At 67.0% G+C, this 18,591-nt stretch carries 26 protein-coding genes; 22 read left to right on the top strand and 4 right to left on the bottom strand.

The genetic code is table 11. The features are described 5' to 3' along the window. Positions 1–2 precede the first annotated feature (2 nt). From ACLARN_RS03255 to truA, 21 genes are all read left to right on the top strand, one after another. Positions 3–188: a type Z 30S ribosomal protein S14 gene (locus tag ACLARN_RS03255; RefSeq protein ID WP_005166789.1), complete on the top strand. Its 186-nt coding sequence runs from the start codon at positions 3–5 to the stop codon at positions 186–188. A 181-nt stretch (positions 189–369) separates the two neighbouring features. Beyond that, positions 370–768: a 30S ribosomal protein S8 gene (gene rpsH / locus ACLARN_RS03250; RefSeq protein ID WP_409489791.1), complete on the top strand. Its 399-nt coding sequence runs from the start codon at positions 370–372 to the stop codon at positions 766–768. Positions 769–784: 16 nt separating this feature from the next. Further along, the gene (gene rplF / locus ACLARN_RS03245) at positions 785–1,324 is read left to right on the top strand and encodes a 50S ribosomal protein L6 (RefSeq protein ID WP_409489790.1); all 540 of its coding nucleotides are present in this window, start codon (positions 785–787) and stop codon (positions 1,322–1,324) included. Between the two features lie 2 nt (positions 1,325–1,326). After that, positions 1,327–1,725: a 50S ribosomal protein L18 gene (gene rplR / locus ACLARN_RS03240; protein WP_039919720.1), complete on the top strand. Its 399-nt coding sequence runs from the start codon at positions 1,327–1,329 to the stop codon at positions 1,723–1,725. 31 nt (positions 1,726–1,756) lie between these two features. Beyond that, the gene (rpsE, locus tag ACLARN_RS03235; protein ID WP_076163010.1) at positions 1,757–2,404 is read left to right on the top strand and encodes a 30S ribosomal protein S5; all 648 of its coding nucleotides are present in this window, start codon (positions 1,757–1,759) and stop codon (positions 2,402–2,404) included. 1 nt (position 2,405) lies between these two features. Next, on the top strand, positions 2,406–2,591 hold the full coding sequence (gene rpmD, locus ACLARN_RS03230) for a 50S ribosomal protein L30 (protein ID WP_076163011.1): 186 nt from the start codon (positions 2,406–2,408) through the stop codon (positions 2,589–2,591). Continuing rightward, the gene (rplO, locus tag ACLARN_RS03225; RefSeq protein ID WP_409489789.1) at positions 2,588–3,034 is read left to right on the top strand and encodes a 50S ribosomal protein L15; all 447 of its coding nucleotides are present in this window, start codon (positions 2,588–2,590) and stop codon (positions 3,032–3,034) included. The genes rpmD and rplO overlap by 4 nt, the downstream gene beginning before the upstream one ends. A 308-nt stretch (positions 3,035–3,342) precedes the next feature. Continuing rightward, positions 3,343–4,116 (top strand): hypothetical protein, encoded by a 774-nt coding sequence (locus tag ACLARN_RS03220; RefSeq protein WP_409489788.1) that lies wholly within the window; start codon positions 3,343–3,345, stop codon positions 4,114–4,116. 50 nt (positions 4,117–4,166) lie between these two features. Further along, on the top strand, positions 4,167–4,799 hold the full coding sequence (locus ACLARN_RS03215; RefSeq protein WP_409489787.1) for a LysE family translocator: 633 nt from the start codon (positions 4,167–4,169) through the stop codon (positions 4,797–4,799). A gap of 322 nt (positions 4,800–5,121) precedes the next feature. Further along, positions 5,122–6,429, top strand: a complete 1,308-nt coding sequence (gene secY / locus ACLARN_RS03210; protein ID WP_076163417.1) for a preprotein translocase subunit SecY — start codon at positions 5,122–5,124, stop codon at positions 6,427–6,429. Next, the gene (locus ACLARN_RS03205; RefSeq protein ID WP_409489786.1) at positions 6,426–6,980 is read left to right on the top strand and encodes an adenylate kinase; all 555 of its coding nucleotides are present in this window, start codon (positions 6,426–6,428) and stop codon (positions 6,978–6,980) included. The genes secY and ACLARN_RS03205 overlap by 4 nt, the downstream gene beginning before the upstream one ends. Before the next feature lie 44 nt (positions 6,981–7,024). Next, positions 7,025–7,801, top strand: coding sequence for a type I methionyl aminopeptidase (map, locus tag ACLARN_RS03200; RefSeq protein ID WP_409489785.1), 777 nt, complete (start codon positions 7,025–7,027; stop codon positions 7,799–7,801). Positions 7,802–8,339: 538 nt separating this feature from the next. After that, a complete protein-coding gene (gene infA / locus ACLARN_RS03195) occupies positions 8,340–8,561 on the top strand; it encodes a translation initiation factor IF-1 (protein WP_005166804.1) in 222 nt (73 codons plus the stop codon). Positions 8,562–8,597: 36 nt separating this feature from the next. Continuing rightward, entirely contained in the window at positions 8,598–8,711 is a 114-nt protein-coding gene (gene rpmJ, locus ACLARN_RS03190) for a 50S ribosomal protein L36 (RefSeq protein ID WP_004558882.1), read from the top strand. 205 nt (positions 8,712–8,916) lie between these two features. After that, positions 8,917–9,297 (top strand): 30S ribosomal protein S13, encoded by a 381-nt coding sequence (rpsM, locus tag ACLARN_RS03185; protein ID WP_101612179.1) that lies wholly within the window; start codon positions 8,917–8,919, stop codon positions 9,295–9,297. Continuing rightward, positions 9,294–9,479, top strand: a complete 186-nt coding sequence (locus tag ACLARN_RS03180; RefSeq protein WP_004558884.1) for a hypothetical protein — start codon at positions 9,294–9,296, stop codon at positions 9,477–9,479. Before rpsM ends, ACLARN_RS03180 begins: the two co-directional genes overlap by 4 nt. An 18-nt stretch (positions 9,480–9,497) precedes the next feature. Then, positions 9,498–9,905 (top strand): 30S ribosomal protein S11, encoded by a 408-nt coding sequence (gene rpsK, locus ACLARN_RS03175; protein ID WP_020643222.1) that lies wholly within the window; start codon positions 9,498–9,500, stop codon positions 9,903–9,905. Positions 9,906–9,928: 23 nt separating this feature from the next. Next, positions 9,929–10,534, top strand: a complete 606-nt coding sequence (gene rpsD / locus ACLARN_RS03170) for a 30S ribosomal protein S4 (RefSeq protein ID WP_409489784.1) — start codon at positions 9,929–9,931, stop codon at positions 10,532–10,534. Positions 10,535–10,661: 127 nt separating this feature from the next. Continuing rightward, positions 10,662–11,735, top strand: a complete 1,074-nt coding sequence (locus ACLARN_RS03165) for a DNA-directed RNA polymerase subunit alpha (protein WP_005166811.1) — start codon at positions 10,662–10,664, stop codon at positions 11,733–11,735. Positions 11,736–11,810: 75 nt separating this feature from the next. After that, positions 11,811–12,374, top strand: coding sequence for a 50S ribosomal protein L17 (rplQ, locus tag ACLARN_RS03160; RefSeq protein WP_409489783.1), 564 nt, complete (start codon positions 11,811–11,813; stop codon positions 12,372–12,374). 73 nt (positions 12,375–12,447) lie between these two features. Further along, the gene (gene truA / locus ACLARN_RS03155; protein WP_409490007.1) at positions 12,448–13,281 is read left to right on the top strand and encodes a tRNA pseudouridine(38-40) synthase TruA; all 834 of its coding nucleotides are present in this window, start codon (positions 12,448–12,450) and stop codon (positions 13,279–13,281) included. Here truA and ACLARN_RS03150 read toward each other — a convergent pair. From ACLARN_RS03150 to ACLARN_RS03135, 4 genes are all read right to left on the bottom strand, one after another. Further along, complete coding sequence (locus ACLARN_RS03150) at positions 13,251–14,210, bottom strand: endonuclease domain-containing protein (protein ID WP_409489782.1); 960 nt, start codon at positions 14,208–14,210, stop codon at positions 13,251–13,253. The two genes, truA and ACLARN_RS03150, sit on opposite strands and share 31 nt — an antisense overlap. A 289-nt stretch (positions 14,211–14,499) precedes the next feature. Next, positions 14,500–15,222, bottom strand: coding sequence for a hypothetical protein (locus ACLARN_RS03145; protein ID WP_101612183.1), 723 nt, complete (start codon positions 15,220–15,222; stop codon positions 14,500–14,502). Continuing rightward, the gene (gene eccE / locus ACLARN_RS03140) at positions 15,219–16,400 is read right to left on the bottom strand and encodes a type VII secretion protein EccE (protein ID WP_409490006.1); all 1,182 of its coding nucleotides are present in this window, start codon (positions 16,398–16,400) and stop codon (positions 15,219–15,221) included. Before eccE ends, ACLARN_RS03145 begins: the two co-directional genes overlap by 4 nt. Before the next feature lie 38 nt (positions 16,401–16,438). After that, the gene (locus tag ACLARN_RS03135) at positions 16,439–16,672 is read right to left on the bottom strand and encodes a hypothetical protein (protein WP_409489781.1); all 234 of its coding nucleotides are present in this window, start codon (positions 16,670–16,672) and stop codon (positions 16,439–16,441) included. 259 nt (positions 16,673–16,931) lie between these two features. On the opposite strand from ACLARN_RS03135, the gene eccB reads away from it, so the two are divergent. Then, on the top strand, positions 16,932–18,557 hold the full coding sequence (eccB, locus tag ACLARN_RS03130; RefSeq protein WP_409489780.1) for a type VII secretion protein EccB: 1,626 nt from the start codon (positions 16,932–16,934) through the stop codon (positions 18,555–18,557). The last annotated feature ends 34 nt before the right edge of the window (positions 18,558–18,591 follow it).

The following is an 18,591-nucleotide window of genomic DNA, read 5'->3' as shown; positions in this document are numbered from 1 at the left end:
CGATGGCCAAGAAAGCACTGGTCCACAAGGCCGCGAAGACGCCGAAGTTCAAGGTTCGCGGTTACACGCGTTGCCAGCGGTGCGGTCGCCCGCACTCGGTGTTCCGCAAGTTCGGGCTCTGCCGGATCTGCCTTCGCGAGATGGCACACGCGGGCGAGCTGCCCGGTGTCCGCAAGTCCAGCTGGTAAGAGTCTCCTTTGCCAATCCGGCCCGAAAGCAGGCGGATACGGTCTGAGCCAACCGGCTCATCTGGACCCTTGCCGCCGTGACTGCCGGTCGGATTGGCAAACAATCGGATACAGAACTCCCACTTCGCCACAGGCCCCGCACTTCGCAGGGAACCAGGGCGAGAAAGGTTGACAGGTCACCATGACGATGACCGACCCCATCGCAGACTTCTTGACCCGTCTGCGTAACGCGAACTCGGCTTACCACGACGAGGTCGTGCTTCCCCACTCGAAGATCAAGGCGAACATCGCCGAGATCCTCAAGCGCGAGGGCTACATCGCGAGCTACCGCGACGAGCCGGGCGAGAAGCACAAGAACCTCATCGTGGAGCTGAAGTACGGCCCCAACCGTGAGCGCAGCATCGCCGGCCTCCGCCGCGTGTCCAAGCCCGGCCTGCGGGTCTACGCAAAATCGACCGAACTGCCGTCGGTTCTCGGTGGCCTCGGCGTCGCGATCATTTCGACGTCGTCCGGCCTTCAGACCGACCGTCAGGCCAAGCGCAACAGCGTGGGCGGCGAAGTCCTCGCCTACGTCTGGTAAGGAAGGGGGCACAGACATGTCACGCATTGGAAAGCTGCCGGTCGCCGTCCCCTCCGGGGTCGAGGTGACCATCGAAGGTCAGCAGATCAAGGTCAAGGGGCCTAAGGGCACCCTTGAGCACACCATCGCCGAGCCGATCACCGTGGAGCGCGCCGAGGACGGCACGCTGCAGGTGAAGCGTCCCGACGAGGAGCGCACCAGCCGTGCCCTGCACGGTCTCACCCGGACGCTGGTCAACAACCTCGTCGTCGGTGTGACCGCGGGCTACGAGAAGAAGCTCGAAATCCACGGTGTCGGTTACCGCGTGCAGGCCAAGGGCTCGGACCTCGAGTTCGCCCTCGGCTACAGCCACCCGGTGAAGATCGAGGCCCCGGAAGGCATCACCTTCAAGGTCGAGACCCCCACCCGGTTCTCGGTCTCGGGCATCGACAAGCAGAAGGTCGGCCAGATCGCCGCGGTCATCCGCAAGCTGCGCCGCCCGGACCCGTACAAGGGCAAGGGCCTGCGCTACGAGGGTGAGAAGATCCGCCGCAAGGTCGGAAAGACGGGTAAGTGATCATGAGCGACACGACTACGAAGCGCAAGCCGGTCGGCAAGGACATCTCGACCCGCCGCCGCGTCGCGAAGGCCCGTCGGCACTTCCGCCTTCGCAAGAAGATCAACGGCACGGACCAGCGTCCGCGCCTGGTCGTCAAGCGTTCGTCGCGGCACATCGCCGTGCAGCTGATCGACGACCTCGCCGGCAAGACCCTGGCGTCGGCGTCCACCCTCGAGGCGGACGTCCGCGCCCTGGACGGCGACAAGAAGGCCAAGGCCGCCAAGGTCGGGGAGCTTCTCGCCGCCCGCGCCAAGAACGCCGGCGTCTCGACCGTGGTGTTCGACCGTGGCGGTAACGCCTACCACGGCCGCATCGCCGCACTGGCCGACGCCGCCCGTGAAGCGGGGTTGGAATTCTGATGCAGATGCTCGTGAATGGAAGGAAAGCCTGATGCCGGGACGTACACGGCAATTCGGCGGCGGCCAGGGCGGACCCGGCGGGCAGGGCGGCAACGACCGCAATGAACGCCGTGGTGGCGGCCGGGATCGTCGCGACAGCGGTCGTGGCGGGGCCGGCCAGGACAAGACCCCGCACCTCGAGAAGGTCGTGACGATCAACCGCGTCGCCAAGGTCGTCAAGGGTGGTCGTCGCTTCAGCTTCACCGCCCTGGTGGTCGTCGGTGACGGCGACGGTCAGGTCGGCGTCGGCTACGGCAAGGCCAAGGAAGTTCCCGCGGCCATCGCCAAGGGCGTCGAGGAAGCGAAGAAGAACTTCTTCCGCGTTCCCCGCGTCGGTGGCACCATTCCCCACCCCATCCAGGGTGAGGAAGCCGCCGGTGTCGTGCTGCTCCGTCCGGCCTCGGCCGGTACCGGCGTCATCGCCGGTGGTCCGGTGCGCGCGGTGCTGGAGTGCGCGGGTGTCCACGACGTGCTGTCGAAGTCTCTCGGCTCCGACAACGCGATCAACATCGTGCACGCGACCGTGGCGGCCCTGAAGGGTCTGCAGCGTCCCGAAGAGGTCGCGGCCCGCCGCGGTCTCCCGCTCGAGGACGTCGCCCCGGCTCGGATGCTGCGTCAGCGCGCGGGTCAGGGGGTCTGACATGACTCAGCTCAAGGTGACCCAGGTCAAGAGCAAGATCGGCACCAAGCACAACCACCGTGAATCGCTGCGCACCCTCGGGCTGCGCAAGATCCGGCAGTCTGTGGTGCGTGAAGACACCCCCCAGGTTCGCGGCCTCATCCACACGGTCCGCCACCTGGTGGAGGTCGAGGAGGTCAAGGCATGACTGCCATCAAGATCCACCACCTTCGTCCGGCTCCCGGCGCGAAGCGCGAGAAGATGCGCGTCGGCCGTGGTGAGGGCTCGAAGGGCAAGACCGCCGGTCGCGGTACCAAGGGCACCAAGGCCCGGAAGAACGTGCCCGCCGGTTTCGAGGGTGGGCAGATGCCCATCCACATGCGGCTCCCGAAGCTTCGCGGCTTCAAGAACCGCTTCCGTACCGAGTACCAGCCGGTGAACCTGGGCGACATCGCCCGCGTTTTCCCGGACGGTGGCAAGGTCGGCAACGAGGAGCTCGTCGCGAAGGGTCTTGTTCGCAAGAACAAGCTCGTGAAGGTGCTCGGCAACGGTGACCTGAACGGCGTCAAGCTGGACGTCACCGCCGATGCTTTCTCCGGCTCCGCCAAGGAGAAGCTCTCCGCCGCCGGTGGCTCCGCCACCACGCTCTGAGCTTTCTTCGCTCGCTTCACCGAAAGGCCCGCCCGGCTCCGCCCGGCGGGCCTTTCGCTTGCGCTCCTCCCGGCGACTTCGACTTTCGCGGGCTAAGTGCGATGCGGCCTCTTCGCCCCGGCGCTCCCGCCGACTTGCGTTTAGCCCCCTAATCGCGATCTGGGGCCAGAGGCGAACAGAGCGACTTTAGCCCCCTAATCGCGCTCCGCCGGTCGCCAAGGTGCCCGCCGCTCAGATCGCGATTAGGGGGCTAAACGCACCAGGCGGCGAGCGTGGCGGGCGGGGATCTGAGCTGGAAGGATCGCGAGGTGGACACACCTCCCGGGCAGGATCCGCAGCCCTTTCAGCAGCAGTCGGTCGCGCCGCCGACAGTCATCTCGGTGTCCGGACCCATGGACCCCGCTAGCGCGCCGGTCCGGTCTGACCAGCCCGAGCCTCGCAGGCTGGTCGCAGCGGGCTTGGCGGCTCTGGCCCTGGTCCTGACCCTCGCCGGCTGTTTCTTCCCGTTCTTCAGCACGGAGCATCGCCTCGACTTCGATCGCAGCGACAAGTTCGTGATCGTGGTCGTCCAAGGCGCGTGGGAAACAGTGATCAACCAGCCCGGAGGACGCAGCCTCACGACGTCGACGTCGCCTGTCGGTTTTCCTCTCCTGATCGCCGCGGCGATCCTGCTGGCGGCCACGATCGTCAGCGCCCGCGCCGCCTTATTGCGACGGCCGGGGATCTTGGATCGATGGCTCGTCACCATCGGGGTGGTGTTCCTCGCCGGAGTCGTCTTCACCGTCACCATGCTGGGATTCGGGAATCAGCTGGGAGAACCCACCGAATCGGCGACGACGCTCAGCGCTGGCATATGGGCTCTGTTCGCGGCCGTCGTCGCGGCAGCCGGCGCGGCGGTCATGAGTCACCGCGTCGAGGAGGCCGAAATCCCGGTGAGCGGCGACCCGGGACTCGCGGATATGCCCACTCCGAAGGACGGTATTTCCGTCGCGGTGCTCCCGCCGGAACCCCAGCCGATGCCCCCGCCGGACTATTCGGCCTTCGCGCCTCCGCCGGATCCCGGCCCGAAAGAGCGCGATTAGCCCGCTAAACGCGCTCGCGTCGGTCGATACGGTGGGGGAGGAGGTGGCCGATGACTTGGGCGGTGGTCTTTTTCGGTGCGGCGGTGCTCGTGGCTTTTACGCCAGGGGCGAACAATCTGCTCGGCCTGCACCACGGCATGACACAGGGTGTGTGGAAAGGGCTGGCTGGCCTGTTAGGCCGATTGGCCGCATTCACGGTGCTGATCGCGGCTGTCGCCGCCGGGCTCGGGCAGCTCCTCGCGGCCTCCGAAGTTGCACTCACGGTGATCAAGTGGGTAGGCGTCGCCTACCTGGTCTGGGTCGGCGGACGGCTGCTGTGGTCGACGTACCGCGGCGACCGGACTGCGCTGGTCACAGGGCCGCAAGGCACTGATTCCGTACCGGCTCCGCGGATCGCGCGGAAGGAATTCGTCGTCGCGATCACGAACCCGAAGGCGATCCTCATCTTCACCGCGTTCGTGCCCCAGTTCATCGACGCAGCTCACGGCTCCTTTCCCGTCCAGATCGCGATCCTCGGCGCCGTCTATCTGCTCGCCGAGTTCGTCGCGGGCGCGACCTACATCGGGGCCGGCGCGCTCGTGAAGTCGCTTCGGCTGTCCCGCCGCGCCACACGCAACGTCGATCGCGGCACCGGTGTCGCGCTCCTCGGCATGGCGGGAGCCCTCGCCGCGTCGAGCTCCTGAACCCACTTCCTGATCACGGTGCGTTTAGCCCCCTAATCGCGATCTGATGGAGCCCGGAAAGCAAGGAACGACAAGGCGATCTGTCAAGGTTCCGGAGCGAGAAGCAGATGTCGATCAACCTTGCGGACCAACCTTCGTTCGGAAAACCCACACGCACTGCGGACACGCCCTGTGAAGCTGTTAGAGTCGGCGACACGCTTCGGGACGAGTGTGCCCCGAAGCGTTCCTGGCTTGTGCCAGAAAGCTGTGTGTTCCCGCCGGCCCCAGGTCGGCCAAGCCGATCGTCGGTACGACAGCCGACGACGCCGAGGAGGTCCCCCGCGTGCTCAGCGCCTTCCGCTCGGCTCTCGCGACGCCGGATCTACGTAAGAAGATCCTGTTCACGCTAGCCATCGTCGCGGTCTACCGAATCGGTGCCACCATCCCGGCCCCGGGCATCTCGTACTCCGCCGTCCAGAAATGTACGGAAACCGGGTCGCAGGAGGGCGTCTATCAGCTGCTGAACCTGTTCAGTGGCGGTGCACTGCTGCAGCTGTCGCTGTTCTCGACCGGCATCATGCCGTACATCACGGCGAGCATCATCGTCCAGCTTCTCACCGTGGTCATCCCGCGGTTCGAGGAGCTGAAGAAGGAAGGCCAGGCCGGCCAAGGCAAGCTGACCCAGTACACCCGGTACCTGACGATCGCCCTCGCGATCCTGCAGGCGACCGGTGTGGTGGCGCTCGCCGACCGCAAGCAGCTCTTCCCGCAGTGCGACACCGCGATCATCCCGGACAACAGCGTCTATACGCTGGCCATCATCGTCATCACGATGACCGCCGGTACCGCCGTCATGATGTGGCTGGGTGAGCTGATCACCGAGCGCGGCGTCGGCAACGGTATGTCCGTCCTGATCTTCCTGAACATCGCGGCCCGCATCCCGATCGAGGGTGGCAACATCCTCAGCAGCGCGGGCCCCGTGGTGTTCACCCTCATCTGCGTGTTCGGCCTGGTGATCATCGCCAGCGTCATCTTCGTCGAGCAGGGCCAGCGCCGGATCCCGGTGCAGTACGCCAAGCGCATGATCGGCCGCCGCATGTACGGCGGGACCTCGACCTACCTGCCGATCAAGGTGAACCAGGCCGGTGTCATCCCGGTCATCTTCGCCTCGTCGCTGCTCTACCTGCCGGACCTGATCAGCCGCCTCGTCGGTGACGCCAACAGCAACGCGGGCTGGCAGGTCTTCATCCAGAACTACATCGTCAACCAGTCCAGCTGGGCGCACGTCCTGCTGTACTTCGCGTTGATCATCTTCTTCACGTACTTCTACATCACGATCACGTTCAACGTGGACGAGCGTGCGGAAGAAATGAAGAAGTTCGGTGGCTTCATCCCGGGTATCCGCCCGGGCCGTCCCACCGCGGAGTACCTCAGTTACGTCCTCGGCCGGATCACCCTGCCGGGCTCGCTGTACCTGGGCATCATCGCGATCCTTCCGAACTTCTTCCTGTCCGTTACCGGTAGCGGGAACAACCAGAACTTCCCGTTCGGTGGCACGGCTGTGCTGATCATGGTCGGTGTCGGTCTCGACACCGTGAAGCAGATCGAAAGCCAGCTGATGCAACGTAACTACGAAGGGTTCTTGAAGTGACGCGCCTGGTTCTCGTTGGCCCTCCTGGCGCGGGCAAAGGTACTCAGGCGGTAGCACTGTCGGAGAAGCTCCGGATCCCGCACATCTCGACCGGCGATCTGTTCCGCGCCCACGTGGGCGAGCAGACGCCGCTGGGCCAGGAAGCCAAGCGCTACCTGGATTCCGGTGAACTCGTGCCCGATTCGGTCACGAACGAGATGGTGCGCGAGCGTCTTGCCGAACCCGACGCCAAGGTCGGTTTCCTGCTGGACGGCTTCCCCCGCAACACGAAGCAGGCCGACGTCCTCGGTGAGATCCTCGGCGAGGTCGACACCGAGCTGAACGCGGTCATCCAGCTCCAGGTCTCCGAGGACGTCGTCGTCGAGCGGCTGCTGTCCCGCGGCCGCTCGGACGACACCGAAGAGGTCATCCGCCGCCGCCAGCAGATCTACGTGTCCGAGACGGCTCCGCTGCTCGAGTACTACGTGGACATCCTGGTCACGGTCGACGGCGTCGGCTCGGTCGACGAGATCTCCGCCCGCGTGCTGGAAGCGCTGCGCGACCGCACGTGAACCTCGGAGGACTGCGTGTACTGCAACGGCTTCGTCGTGGGCGCATGATCGAACTCAAGAGCCCGGGCGAGCTCCAGGCGATGCGGGCGGCCGGTCTGGTCGTCTGGCGAACCCTCACCGCGGTGCGCGAGCTCGCCAAGCCGGGGACGACCACGGCCGATCTCGACGAACTCGCCGAGCAGACGATCCGCGACGCCGGCGCGGTGCCCTCGTTCAAGGGGTACCACGGCTTCCCGGCGTCGATCTGCGCTTCGGTGAACGAGCAGATCGTCCACGGCATCCCGTCGAAGACGCAGGCCCTGAACGAGGGCGACATCATCTCCGTGGATTGCGGCGCGATCCTCGACGGCTGGCACGGCGACTCCGCGGTCACTCTCGCGATCGGTGAGGTGTCGAAGGCGGATCTCGCGCTTTCGGCGGCCACCGAGGCGGCGATGTGGGCGGGGATCGCCGCGGTGTCGTCCGGTGGGCGGCTCACGGACATCTCGTACGCCGTGCAGACCGCGGCCGAGAAGGCCGGCCGGGAAGACGGCATCGAGTACGGGATGATCGTCGAGTACGGCGGTCACGGGATCGGGCGCCAGATGCACATGGACCCGTTCCTGCCGAACCTCGGCAAACCCGGCAAGGGGCCGAGGCTCAAGACCGGGATGGCGCTCGCGATCGAGCCCATGCTGACCGGTGGCGGCGGCGAGACCGTCGAGCTCGACGACGGTTGGACCGTCGTGACGGCGGACGGCTCGCGGGCCGCGCACTGGGAGCACACCGTCGCCATCACCGATGACGGCCCGTGGGTGCTGACAGCCCCCGAAGACGCCTGACCCTCCCTGCCTCCGGTTCGCGTTTAGCCCGCTAAACGCGAGCGCGCCCGGACTTGCGTTTAGCCCCCTAATCGCGATCCTCGCGTCGCGATTAGCCCGCTAAACGCAGGTGGGCGCCGGATCGCAGTTAGGCCGCTAAACGCAAGTCCGTCCGCTGGTCGCCGCAGTGCCGGGGCCCGCCGCTGAGGCGCCCGGGCGCTGCCCCCATCGGGTGCGCCGCGGGCCGCCTAGCGCGGCCAGGTCGCAGGCCCGCCGGAGCGCGATTAGCCCGCTAAACGCAGGTCGGCGGAGGCGTACGATGGGGGAGGTCGCTTCCGGCGAGCCCAGGGGCACGTAACACAGTTACCCCCCGTTTGGGCCTCACGACACGGGTTGCGTACACTGTCAAGTCGGTGTACTCATCGCGCCCGGATCCTGCGCGCTCGTGAATTCTCGCGAACGGACATTGGACCCAGGGTGGAGTGTGCCGAAGCACCACCCAGCCAAGCACTCAAGCTCTGACTGATAACACAGCGTAGCGACAGGAAATGCGGAGGACATGGGCAAGAAAGACGGGGCCATCGAGGTCGAAGGCCGCGTAGTCGAGCCGCTCCCCAACGCGATGTTCCGCGTCGAGTTGGAGAACGGCCACAAGGTCCTTGCACACATCAGCGGCAAGATGCGGCAGCACTACATCCGTATCCTGCCCGAGGACAGGGTTGTCGTGGAGCTCTCGCCCTACGACTTGTCTCGTGGTCGCATCGTCTACCGCTACAAGTGATCACGACGAGTTAGCACAAGCAGGAGAGCAGGAGACGTGAAGGTCCAGCCGAGCGTCAAGAAGATCTGCGACAAGTGCAAGGTGATCCGCCGCCACGGCCGGATCATGGTGATCTGCGAGAACCTGCGGCACAAGCAGCGGCAGGGCTGATCACTCGCACTCGTACAGAGTGGATTGACGGCTACACAATCTCCCCGCACCTGCCGGGCCGTGCGAACGGCCCGGTTCACCCTCGGACTTCAGGCCGAGGCCGGGACACCCGAAGCGCAAGCCAAGGGCACGACAGGCGAGTCGGTCCCGGGACCGGACGGGGAGCAGACCTGAAGATGAATTCTATGAAGGAGCATCAACGCCAATGGCACGACTCGCTGGCGTAGACCTCCCCCGCGAAAAGCGGTTGGAGATCGCGCTGACTTACATCTACGGCATCGGCCGTACCCGCTCGAAGCAGCTCGTCGCGGCTGCCGAGCTCAACGCGGACACTCGCGTCAAGGATCTGAGCGATGACGACCTCGCCAAGCTGCGGGTCTACATCGAGGAGAACTTCAAGGTCGAGGGTGACCTTCGCCGTGAGGTGAACGCCGACATCCGTCGGAAGATCGAGATCGGGTGTTACGAGGGCCTTCGCTGGCGTCGCGGACTTCCCGTCCGTGGTCAGCGGACCAAGACGAACGCCCGTACCCGTAAGGGTCCGAAGAAGACGGTCGCCGGCAAGAAGAAGGCTGGCAAGAAGTGAGCGTCCAGGGCAAGAAGGTCGTGCAGATGGGCGGCGTCCACCGCCGCGGCTCGGCATGTGTCTCGCCCAAGGCGCTCTACGCCCGCCCGATGGCGCTCCGCAACCTGTACACCGACGCCGGATCGATCATCCGGCGCGGCCAGGCCGAAGCGGTCGCCGCTCACCAAGAGAACGCGCGCTAACAGGAGAACCCTCAGAACATGCCACCGAAGTCTCGTACTGCGGCGGGGGCCAAGAAGGTCCGCCGTAAGGAAAAGAAGAATGTCGCGCACGGCCACGCGCACATCAAGAGCACCTTCAACAACACCATCGTCTCGATCACGGACCCGACCGGTGCCGTGATCGCGTGGGCGTCGAGTGGTCACGTGGGCTTTAAGGGCTCGCGTAAGTCCACCCCGTTCGCCGCGCAGATGGCCGCCGAGAGCGCCGCCCGCAAGGCTGCTGAGCACGGCATGAAGAAGGTCGACGTTTTCGTGAAGGGCCCCGGTTCGGGCCGCGAGACGGCGATCCGCTCGCTGCAGGCGGCCGGCCTCGAGGTCGGCACCATCCAGGACGTGACCCCGCAGCCTCACAACGGCTGCCGCCCGCCCAAGCGGCGCCGGGTCTGAGGAACGGGGAGGAGTAAGAAGAAATGGCTCGTTACACCGGCCCCGCGACGCGTATTTCGCGTCGCCTCAAGGTTGACCTCATCGGCGGCGACCAAGCTTTCGAGCGTCGCCCCTACCCGCCGGGCCAGCACGGCCGCGGGCGCATCAAGGAGTCCGAGTACCTCCTGCAGTCGCAGGAGAAGCAGAAGGCTCGCTACACCTACGGCGTTCTCGAGCGTCAGTTCGTCCGGTACTACAAGGAAGCCGTCCGGCGTCCGGGTAAGACCGGTGAGAACCTGCTGCAGATCCTCGAGTCCCGTCTGGACAACGTGATCTACCGCGCCGGTATCGCCCGCACCCGCCGTCAGGCGCGGCAGCTGGTGAGCCACGGTCACTTCGTGGTCAACGGCGTCAAGGTCAACGTGCCCTCGTACCAGGTCAGCAAGTGGGACATCATCGACGTGCGGCCGAAGTCGTTCGCGATGCTGCCCTTCGTCGCTGCCAAGGAGTCGTTCGGCGAGCGTCCGATTCCCGCGTGGCTCCAGGTTGTTCCGTCCAATCTCCGTGTGCTGGTCCACCAGCTCCCGGAGCGCGCTCAGATCGATGTTCCGGTCCAGGAACAGCTGATCGTCGAGCTCTACTCGAAGTGATCCACCACCGGGCCGGGGCTTCCCCGGCCCGGTGTGGGCACGGGCGGCGGCGCCCGGAGTGCGCCGCCGTTTCGCCATCCCTTTCGGTGTCATATGGCGGGCGCCGTTTGGAAAGGAATTAGGAAAGATGCTGATTTCCCAGCGGCCGGCTCTCGGCGAAGAGACGGTCAACGAGACCCGCTCCCGGTTCACCATCGAACCGCTGGAGCCCGGCTTCGGCTACACGCTCGGCAACTCGCTGCGGCGCACGCTGCTGTCGTCCATTCCTGGCGCGGCCGTGACGAGCATCCGCATCGACGGCGTGCTGCACGAGTTCACCACCGTTCCCGGGGTGAAGGAAGATGTCACCGACATTATCCTGAACCTCAAGGAGCTCGTGGTCTCCTCGGAAGAGGACGAGCCGGTCACCATGTACCTGCGCAAGCAGGGCCCCGGTGAGGTCACCGCTGCCGACATCGTGCCTCCGGCCGGTGTCACCGTGCACAACCCGGATCTGCACATCGCGTCGCTGAACGGCAAGGGCAAGCTCGAGATCGAGCTCGTCGTCGAGCGCGGCCGCGGTTACGTTCCGGCCCTGCAGAACAAGCAGGCGGGCGCGGAGATCGGCCGGATCCCGGTCGACTCCATCTACTCCCCGGTGCTGAAGGTGACCTACAAGGTCGAGGCGACCCGTGTCGAGCAGCGAACCGACTTCGACAAGCTGATCCTGGACGTGGAGACGAAGCCGTCGATCACGCCGCGGGACGCTGTCGCGTCGGCCGGTAAGACGCTGGTGGAGCTGTTCGGTCTCGCGCGCGAGCTGAACGTCGACGCCGAGGGCATCGAGATCGGCCCGTCGCCGCAGGAGGCGGACACCATCGCCGCCTACGCGATGCCGATCGAGGACCTGGACCTCACCGTCCGGTCTTACAACTGCCTCAAGCGCGAGGGCATCCACACCGTCGGCGAACTGGTCTCGCGCAGCGAGGCCGACCTGCTGGACATCCGCAACTTCGGTGCGAAGTCGATCGACGAGGTCAAGCTCAAGCTCGTCGGTCTCGGCCTCGCGCTGAAGGACAGCCCGCCCGGGTTCGACCCGACCGCGGCCGCGGCAAGCTACGACGGTGAAGGCTGGTCCGAGGGCGTCGACAGCATCACGGACGGAATTTCGGACAATGGCCACGACGATGGCCAGGACTACGCAGAGACGGAGCAGCTGTAAGGCCAGCTTCGGCTCCCTCACCGGTAGGGGTGGGGGAGCCCCGGCCTCCAGCTGTGAGCTGAACGAGGAGAACCGATGCCCACCCCCACAAAGGGACCCCGTCTCGGCGGGTCGCCCGCGCACGAGCGGCTGATCCTGGCCAACCTGGCCACTCAGCTGTTCGAGCACGGCAAGATCACGACGACCGAGGCGAAGGCCCGGCGGGTGCGCCCGCTGGCCGAAAAGCTGATCACGAAGGCGAAGCGGGGCGACCTGCACAACCGTCGTCAGATCCAGCGCATCGTGCGCGACAAGGACGTCGTGCACAAGCTGATCGCCGAGATCGGTCCGTTCTTCGCGGAGCGTCCGGGTGGCTACACCCGGATCACCAAGACGATGGCGCGCAAGGGCGACAACGCCCCCATGGCGGTCATCGAACTGGTGGCCGAGAAGACCGTCACCGCCGAGGCCGAGGCCGCGCGCAAGACGAAGTTCGCCAAGGACGAGCCGAAGGCTGCCGCACCGGCCGCCGAGGAGACCACCGAGGCCCCTGAGGTAGCCGACACGGCCGCCGCTGAGGCTCCGGAGGCCACCGAGGCTCCCGCCGCCGACGAGGCCGCTGAGGCCCCCGCCGCGGACGCGGACAGCAAGAAGGACTGACGTCCTGACGGCACCGAACACCCCGGACGAGCCCGCCACTCCCACTGCGGAGGGCGGGCTCGTTCGTCTGCGTCTGGATGTCTCCTACGACGGCACCGATTTCTCCGGCTGGGCGCGGCAGCCCGGGCGGCGCACCGTTCAGGGACTCCTTGAGGAGGCGCTCGCGAAGCAGCCTCCAGGAGCCTCGGTCCCGAAGTCCGTCGTCGTCGCCGGCCGCACCGATGCCGGTGTGCACGCGGCCGGCCAGGTGGTCCACGTCGACGTGTCGCCTTTAGCGGGCAAAACGCGATCCGGTCGCCTTGAACTGGACGAGCAGGGCATTCCCGACCTGGGGCGGATGTGTCACCGCTGGAATCGGTACCTGCCGGGTGACGTGCGGGTGCTGGGTGCTCGCGTGGCCGCACCGGGGTTCGACGCGCGGTTCTCCGCTGTGCGACGGCATTATCGTTACCGCGTCTCTGACGCGCCGTGGGGCGTGGATCCCTTGCGGCGTCATGACACGTTGGCCTGGGGACGGCCGCTCTCGATCGACGCGATGAACGACGCGTCGGCGTCCCTCTTGGGACTTCAGGATTTCGCGGCCTTCTGCAAGCAGCGCGAAGGAAGCACGACAATTCGCGAGTTGCAGCGGCTCGTTTGGCGGCGGACCGGACCACACACTGTCGAGGTCGGCGTCTCCGCCGACGCCTTCTGCCACTCAATGGTGCGCAGCCTGGTCGGAGCGCTGCTTCTGGTCGGCGACGGCCGTCGTGCGCTGGGTTGGCCCGGCGACGTCCTGGAGAGCCGCACGCGCGACAGCGCTGTCGCTCCCGCACACGGCTTGACGCTGATGGCCGTCGACTACCCGCCGGACACGGAACTCGCCGCCCGTGCCGATCAAACGCGCGCCATGCGCACCCCCTCCTGACCCGACCGCGGCACAGTTAGCGGGCTAACCGCGCCGCGGCGGGCACGCAAGACGGCCTCGACGATGCCTTCGAAATCGGTCGCCAGGTCTTCCGCGGTGACGATGACGAAGCGCCAGCCCTCGGCCTCCGCCCGTCTTCGGCGTTTGCGATCGTGGGCTCGTTGCTGCGGCGTGTTGTGCCATCGTCCGTCGTATTCGATCGCGACCTTGTACTCCTCGTCTCCCAGGTCGAGGCGAGCGACGAAGTGACCCGTTCGAGAGAAGACCTCGAACTGAGGTGTCGCCGCGATGCCGGCGGCGGCCAGCACGATGCGAACCTCCGATTCCGGAGGTGATTCCGCGCGAGGATCGGACAGCCGCAAAGCATGCCTGGCCAAGCGGATTCCTCGATTGCGGCGACCATAGAACTCCCCGTTGAGATGGAGATCGCGCAGCTTCTCGGCTCTCATGAACTGGTCAAGATCCGGCACGCCGGTGCGGAGCCGTCGCACCCATCCGGATTTTCGAGGAGAAAGCCGCAGGAGCAGGTCCAGCGCGATCCGGGTCTTACGCGCGATACGGATGCCGTTCCATGGCCCCGATTCCTCGGGTCTGATCTCAGTACGCCGAATTTTGATTCCGTCGATCGGACCGAAGCGGTATTTCTCCGGAACGACCATCTCGACCGGATCAAGGGGCCTGGCCAGCTCGACGCCTTGAACGGTCGCGGCCGATCGGCCGGTCAGCACGGCTTCCGGAGGCGCCAGCAACGCGGCGCCTCGGCAGCGCAGCTCATGCGTGACCTCCACGTCAGCGCGCGTGTAGACGTCTTGGAACAGCCTCCGGACGCTGGAACCGCGCAGTCTGCTCGCCGTGATGAGGCCCGCTTTGCGTGCCTCGGAGCCGCGGAAGACGTCGGGGAGATGAGATGAATCGAATGGCTTGGTCATATCGACACGGTGATCGACAAGACCGACACCACACGGCCATCACCGGCCCCTCAGGAGCCACTTATCCACAGCCCCCGGCTTGTCCACAGTTCGCACGATTGCCCCTTGACGGACACCCTCCCGGCCCGCTTCCCACGCCACTTCGACTTTAGCCGCCTAATCGTGAAACGGGACGGGACGCAAAACGGGGGCACCGTCCGATGTGGACAGTGCCCCCGCGGAGCACACTTAGCCCGCTAAAGTCGCCGCGCCGGGTTAGTCGCCGCGCCGGGTTAGTCGCCGCGCCGGGTTAGTCGCCGCGGCGGACGGGGCCTAGGAGCTGTTGCTCTTTCGCGGTGGTGACCAGGCGAAGAGGGCGCCAGAGGTTCCGGCCGAGGGCGACGACCTGGTCGTCCTTCAACGTCGTGAGCTGCTTCATCATCTGCGGCGGGAGCCGCCAGATCCGCGCGGCCAGTTCGGCCTGCCCTGGCGGGAGCCGCTGCATCAGCACCAGGTCGGCCGCGTTCGCGGTCGCCCCGGCCTGCGGATGCAGATAGGGCAGCACGTAGACCGTCGTCTGCCACGGCGACCGCGGCGGGAACAGGTCCTGCGGTGTCGGGCCACCGTCGGTCACCACCAGCAGCGGCGCGTCCTCGGACGGACGCGGCAGGTCCACCGGCGACAGCCGCCGGATCTGCACCAGCGGCGACGGCCTGCCGTTCGGCTGATTGCCCGCCGCCTGAGGAAGAACCTGCCACGCGGCCGGTCGCCCGGTCGCCACGACGACCCACGCTCCGACGGCCATCGCCCGCAGCGCCACCTGGCGAGCCAGGTACAGACCACCGACGAGCACGATCCGGGTCGGTGTCGAGCGCAGCGCGGAGATCGTCAGCGGCTCACCCTTGAGCCCGGAGCCGAGGACGATCCCGCCTCGGTCGCCGGACGGGCTGATCGCGTCGAGCATCGCTGGGTCGACGGTGAATTCCGGGGCGACACCGGCGTTCTGGCCGGCGTCACGCATACGGGTGCTCATGCCGTGCCTCCGATCGGCAAAGTCGCGGAGAACCCGGAGATCTGCAGGCCGCGCAACGGCGTCAGCGCCACACCCAGCCGGTCCGAGACGCCCTGCAGCCGCTGGTCGGCCGCGTCCAGTTCACGCGGGTTCCGCGCGCTCAGGCGCACGATGCCCCGCAGGCCGATCTTGCCCTCATCGGCCGACGGCGAGATCGACATCGCCACTGTCGCCGACAGCGCGCGGACACTGGTCAGCGCGTTCAGGCTGCTGCTGATCTTGCCCTTGGGCCAGCTGGTGATCGCGTAGCTCGCGTGTCCGATGCCGGCCGCGGTGACGCCGGTCCAGCGCTCCTGCAGGCCGACTTTCGCGGGCGAACCGGCGACCGCGGTCAGTTCCGCGGCCGAGATGCTGGACCGCAGCAGCTCGTCAGGGTCGAGTGGCCGGGTCGGCACGCCCTGCGATTCCAAGGCGTTGCGGACTCGCGACAGCGCGCCGATCAGCGCGCGATGGGCACCGACGACGCCGCCGCCGCGTTCGCGGATGGCGGCCGGGCACCGGCGCGGGTCGAGCCGGATGGCGACCCACGTCGTCCGCCGCGCGGCCGCGGGAAGCGGGCCGAGCACCTCCATGTAGGAGCTGAGCGCGGGCGAGTCCGACGGGAGGGACGCGCTGCCCGGGTAGCAGTGCCAGATCATCTGGATCGAGTCGAGGACCACGCCGCGGTCTTCCAAACACGGCGCGAGCGCGGACAGCGGCAGGCTCGGCGCGCCACCGGCCTGGGTGATCAGCGCCGGCGCGGGCTCGACGAGCAGGACCGCGGTCCAGGTCCCGTCGTTCCACGCGAGGCCGACCTGCTGGCGTTCGTGGTCGACACCGTGCGCGACGACGAGATCGGGAACAGCGAGGCGAAGCAGGTTCACCCGGGCGTCGTCGGGGCCGGTGACGGCGTCCTCTTCGGCGGCGAGTGTCTCGATGCTGCTCGGCGGAAGTGGAGTCGCCACGCGATCATGCGAACGGACCATGTACCGCATGGTGAGTCCAGCCCATTGGGTGAACCAGCGGCCGCCCCAACGCAGGAACGCGATGATGATCGCGACCCCGAGCACGCCGATCGCGACGTACTTCAGCTTCATGTCGATCGCGAGGAGAACGAGACCGATCGCGAGCCCGAGTTCGAGCACGACCAGGTTCGCCACGGGCAGCGGACCGAGGTTGATCCCGCCGGTCCGGCGCCTCACCGGCGCGGCGATCCGCGGCGCGGGGGCGGACGGGGGATCGGGCTGCGGGCCGGGGCCGCCGGACGGAGGACCGCCCGGGCCGCCTGGTCCACCGGGACCTCCCGGACCACCAGGTCCGCCGGGGCCCCCAGGCCTTCCTGGACCGCCCGGGCCCTGCGGTCCGCCAGGGCCACCTGGTCCGCCGGGTCCACGAGGAACACCGGGGCCTCCCTGGCCGCCGGCCGGGCCACCAGGACCACCTGGTCTGCCGGGCCTTGGCGGAGGCCCCGGCGGGCGACCTGGAGGTTGAGACCCCGGAGGGCCGGGCGGACGTGGAGGAGTGGTGACGGACATCCGCGCTTTCTCTTCCCCTCGTGCGTGCTACGTACCCGGAAAGCCGGTCCCGAGGAACTTGACACTAGCTGGAGTTGGTAGAAACCCCACACCAGACGGTCCCCGTACGGCTATCCTGCGGAACCGTACCGCGACGGGGAGGACTGTAGGTCGAGAATGCCATCAACACCGACTACTAAGTCTCAAGTTCAGGCTTATCAGTTCGTTCTGCGCCGGATGCAATCCGCGCTGGTCCGTCGCGACGCCGTCATGCTTCACGACCCGATGCGCACGCATACGCGAGCCACCATCGTGGGCATCGTGCTGGCCGCGCTGGGCGTCCTGGTCTTCGTCATCTGGGGACTGCTGAGCCCGAAGCCCTCCGTTCCGGACGCGGGCAACATCGTCATCGGCGAACAGTCCGGAACGGTGTACGTCGTGGCGGGGAACCCGAAGAAACTGATTCCGACCTTCAACCTCGCTTCCGCACGGCTGCTGATCATCGCGCAGTCGAAGCAGGGGGCGCAGCAGGCGGGCGGCAAGCCCGCCGGGCCCGCACAAGCCTCCGAAGTGAAGAACCCCACAGTCGTTTCGGACGAACAGCTGAAGAACATTCCCCGCGGTCAGCTCATGGGCATTCCCAACGGCCCGCAGCTGATGCCGACGGAAGGCCAGCGTGTCGCCCCGGACTGGGGTGTGTGCGACGAGGTCGTGTACGACCCGACAGTGCCGAGGCCGGATCTCACGAAGACCGAGACGACCGTCTACGCGGGTGTGAAACAGCTCGGGAACCGTGAGCTCGGCCAGAACGAGGCCCTGCTGGCCAAGGGCGTCAACGGCAGGACCTACCTGATCTACCGGCTGGCGGCGAACCCCAACCTCCCGAACGCGAACGCCGTCAAGGCCGAGATCAAGCCTGACGCCAGTGCCGTTCTCTCCGCGTTGAAGCTGCCCGACCAGCCTCGCGGTATCTCCCAGGGCTTGCTGGACGCGATCCCCGAGGTGCCGGAGCTGAAGCTGCCGGACGTCACGGGCAAGGGCGAGGTCCCCAACTTCGAAATCGAAGGCATGAAGGTCGGCGACGTCTTCTCCACCGAGCAGGCCGAAGGGCGGAAGGACTTCCACCTCATCACGAGGGAAGGGATCCAGTCCGTCTCCCCGGCCGTCGCGGACATCGTCCAGACCGGGAAGAACGACGGCAGCACGTCGGTCATGTCCGTACCGCTGGGCAAGATCCGCAACGTCACGCGGGTGGTCGCCGGGCAGCCGGGCTTCGTCGAGCTCGACGCCTACCCGCAGACCGTGCCGACGGTGCTCAACGCGACTCAAGGTTCCCGGGTGTCCTGCCTGAGCTGGTCCATCGCCGGCGACGGCACCAGCAGGGACGGTCACACCGCGGTGTTCGTCGACGACAAGCTGCCGAAGGGCAGGAACGCCGACGGGTCCGCGCCCGGGGTCAAGATCGGTACTCCCGGCCCGGTCGGCGCGCCGATCAACAGCTTCTTCATGGAGCCCGGTTTCGCGGCGGTCGTCCAGTCGGCGACCGGCAAGGAGACCTTCGACAAGGGGCCGATCCAGCTGATCTCCGATCGCGGGATCCGTTACGGCGTCCCCGACGCCGTCACGGCGGACTCGATCGGGCTCAACAAGCGTGTGCCCGCACCGGAGTCGATCGTCAGGATCCTGCCGGTCGGCGCGTCGCTGAACACGCAGGACGTGCTTCGCGCGTTCGACACGGTGCCGATCGACGACCGGGCTGGATCGGTCGCCACGCAGGGGCAGCAGCCTCCTGCGGGAAACTGATCGCGGGAACCCCTGGGGCGGTACGAGCGTCTCA

The organism is Amycolatopsis sp. cmx-11-12, assembly GCF_046269425.1.
In the GTDB taxonomy this organism is placed as follows: Bacteria; Actinomycetota; Actinomycetes; order Mycobacteriales; family Pseudonocardiaceae; genus Amycolatopsis.
This window is presented reverse-complemented; position numbering and strand designations above follow the sequence as displayed.

What these genes read in the sequence shown, in the direction of transcription:
- rplO (WP_409489789.1), top strand. Translation starts at nt 2,588, where the DNA reads ATGACTGCCATCAAGATCCACCACCTTCGTCCGGCTCCCGGCGCGAAG.
- ACLARN_RS03255 (WP_005166789.1), top strand. Translation starts at nt 3, where the DNA reads ATGGCCAAGAAAGCACTGGTCCACAAGGCCGCGAAGACGCCGAAGTTC.
- rpmD (WP_076163011.1), top strand. Translation starts at nt 2,406, where the DNA reads ATGACTCAGCTCAAGGTGACCCAGGTCAAGAGCAAGATCGGCACCAAG.
- ACLARN_RS03145 (WP_101612183.1), bottom strand. Translation starts at nt 15,222, where the DNA reads ATGAGCACCCGTATGCGTGACGCCGGCCAGAACGCCGGTGTCGCCCCG.
- ACLARN_RS03215 (WP_409489787.1), top strand. Translation starts at nt 4,167, where the DNA reads ATGACTTGGGCGGTGGTCTTTTTCGGTGCGGCGGTGCTCGTGGCTTTT.
- infA (WP_005166804.1), top strand. Translation starts at nt 8,340, where the DNA reads ATGGGCAAGAAAGACGGGGCCATCGAGGTCGAAGGCCGCGTAGTCGAG.
- eccB (WP_409489780.1), top strand. Translation starts at nt 16,932, where the DNA reads ATGCCATCAACACCGACTACTAAGTCTCAAGTTCAGGCTTATCAGTTC.
- rpsE (WP_076163010.1), top strand. Translation starts at nt 1,757, where the DNA reads ATGCCGGGACGTACACGGCAATTCGGCGGCGGCCAGGGCGGACCCGGC.
- ACLARN_RS03150 (WP_409489782.1), bottom strand. Translation starts at nt 14,210, where the DNA reads ATGACCAAGCCATTCGATTCATCTCATCTCCCCGACGTCTTCCGCGGC.
- rplF (WP_409489790.1), top strand. Translation starts at nt 785, where the DNA reads ATGTCACGCATTGGAAAGCTGCCGGTCGCCGTCCCCTCCGGGGTCGAG.
- rplQ (WP_409489783.1), top strand. Translation starts at nt 11,811, where the DNA reads ATGCCCACCCCCACAAAGGGACCCCGTCTCGGCGGGTCGCCCGCGCAC.
- rpsM (WP_101612179.1), top strand. Translation starts at nt 8,917, where the DNA reads ATGGCACGACTCGCTGGCGTAGACCTCCCCCGCGAAAAGCGGTTGGAG.
- rpsD (WP_409489784.1), top strand. Translation starts at nt 9,929, where the DNA reads ATGGCTCGTTACACCGGCCCCGCGACGCGTATTTCGCGTCGCCTCAAG.
- rplR (WP_039919720.1), top strand. Translation starts at nt 1,327, where the DNA reads ATGAGCGACACGACTACGAAGCGCAAGCCGGTCGGCAAGGACATCTCG.
- map (WP_409489785.1), top strand. Translation starts at nt 7,025, where the DNA reads ATGATCGAACTCAAGAGCCCGGGCGAGCTCCAGGCGATGCGGGCGGCC.
- rpsK (WP_020643222.1), top strand. Translation starts at nt 9,498, where the DNA reads ATGCCACCGAAGTCTCGTACTGCGGCGGGGGCCAAGAAGGTCCGCCGT.
- rpsH (WP_409489791.1), top strand. Translation starts at nt 370, where the DNA reads ATGACGATGACCGACCCCATCGCAGACTTCTTGACCCGTCTGCGTAAC.
- ACLARN_RS03165 (WP_005166811.1), top strand. Translation starts at nt 10,662, where the DNA reads ATGCTGATTTCCCAGCGGCCGGCTCTCGGCGAAGAGACGGTCAACGAG.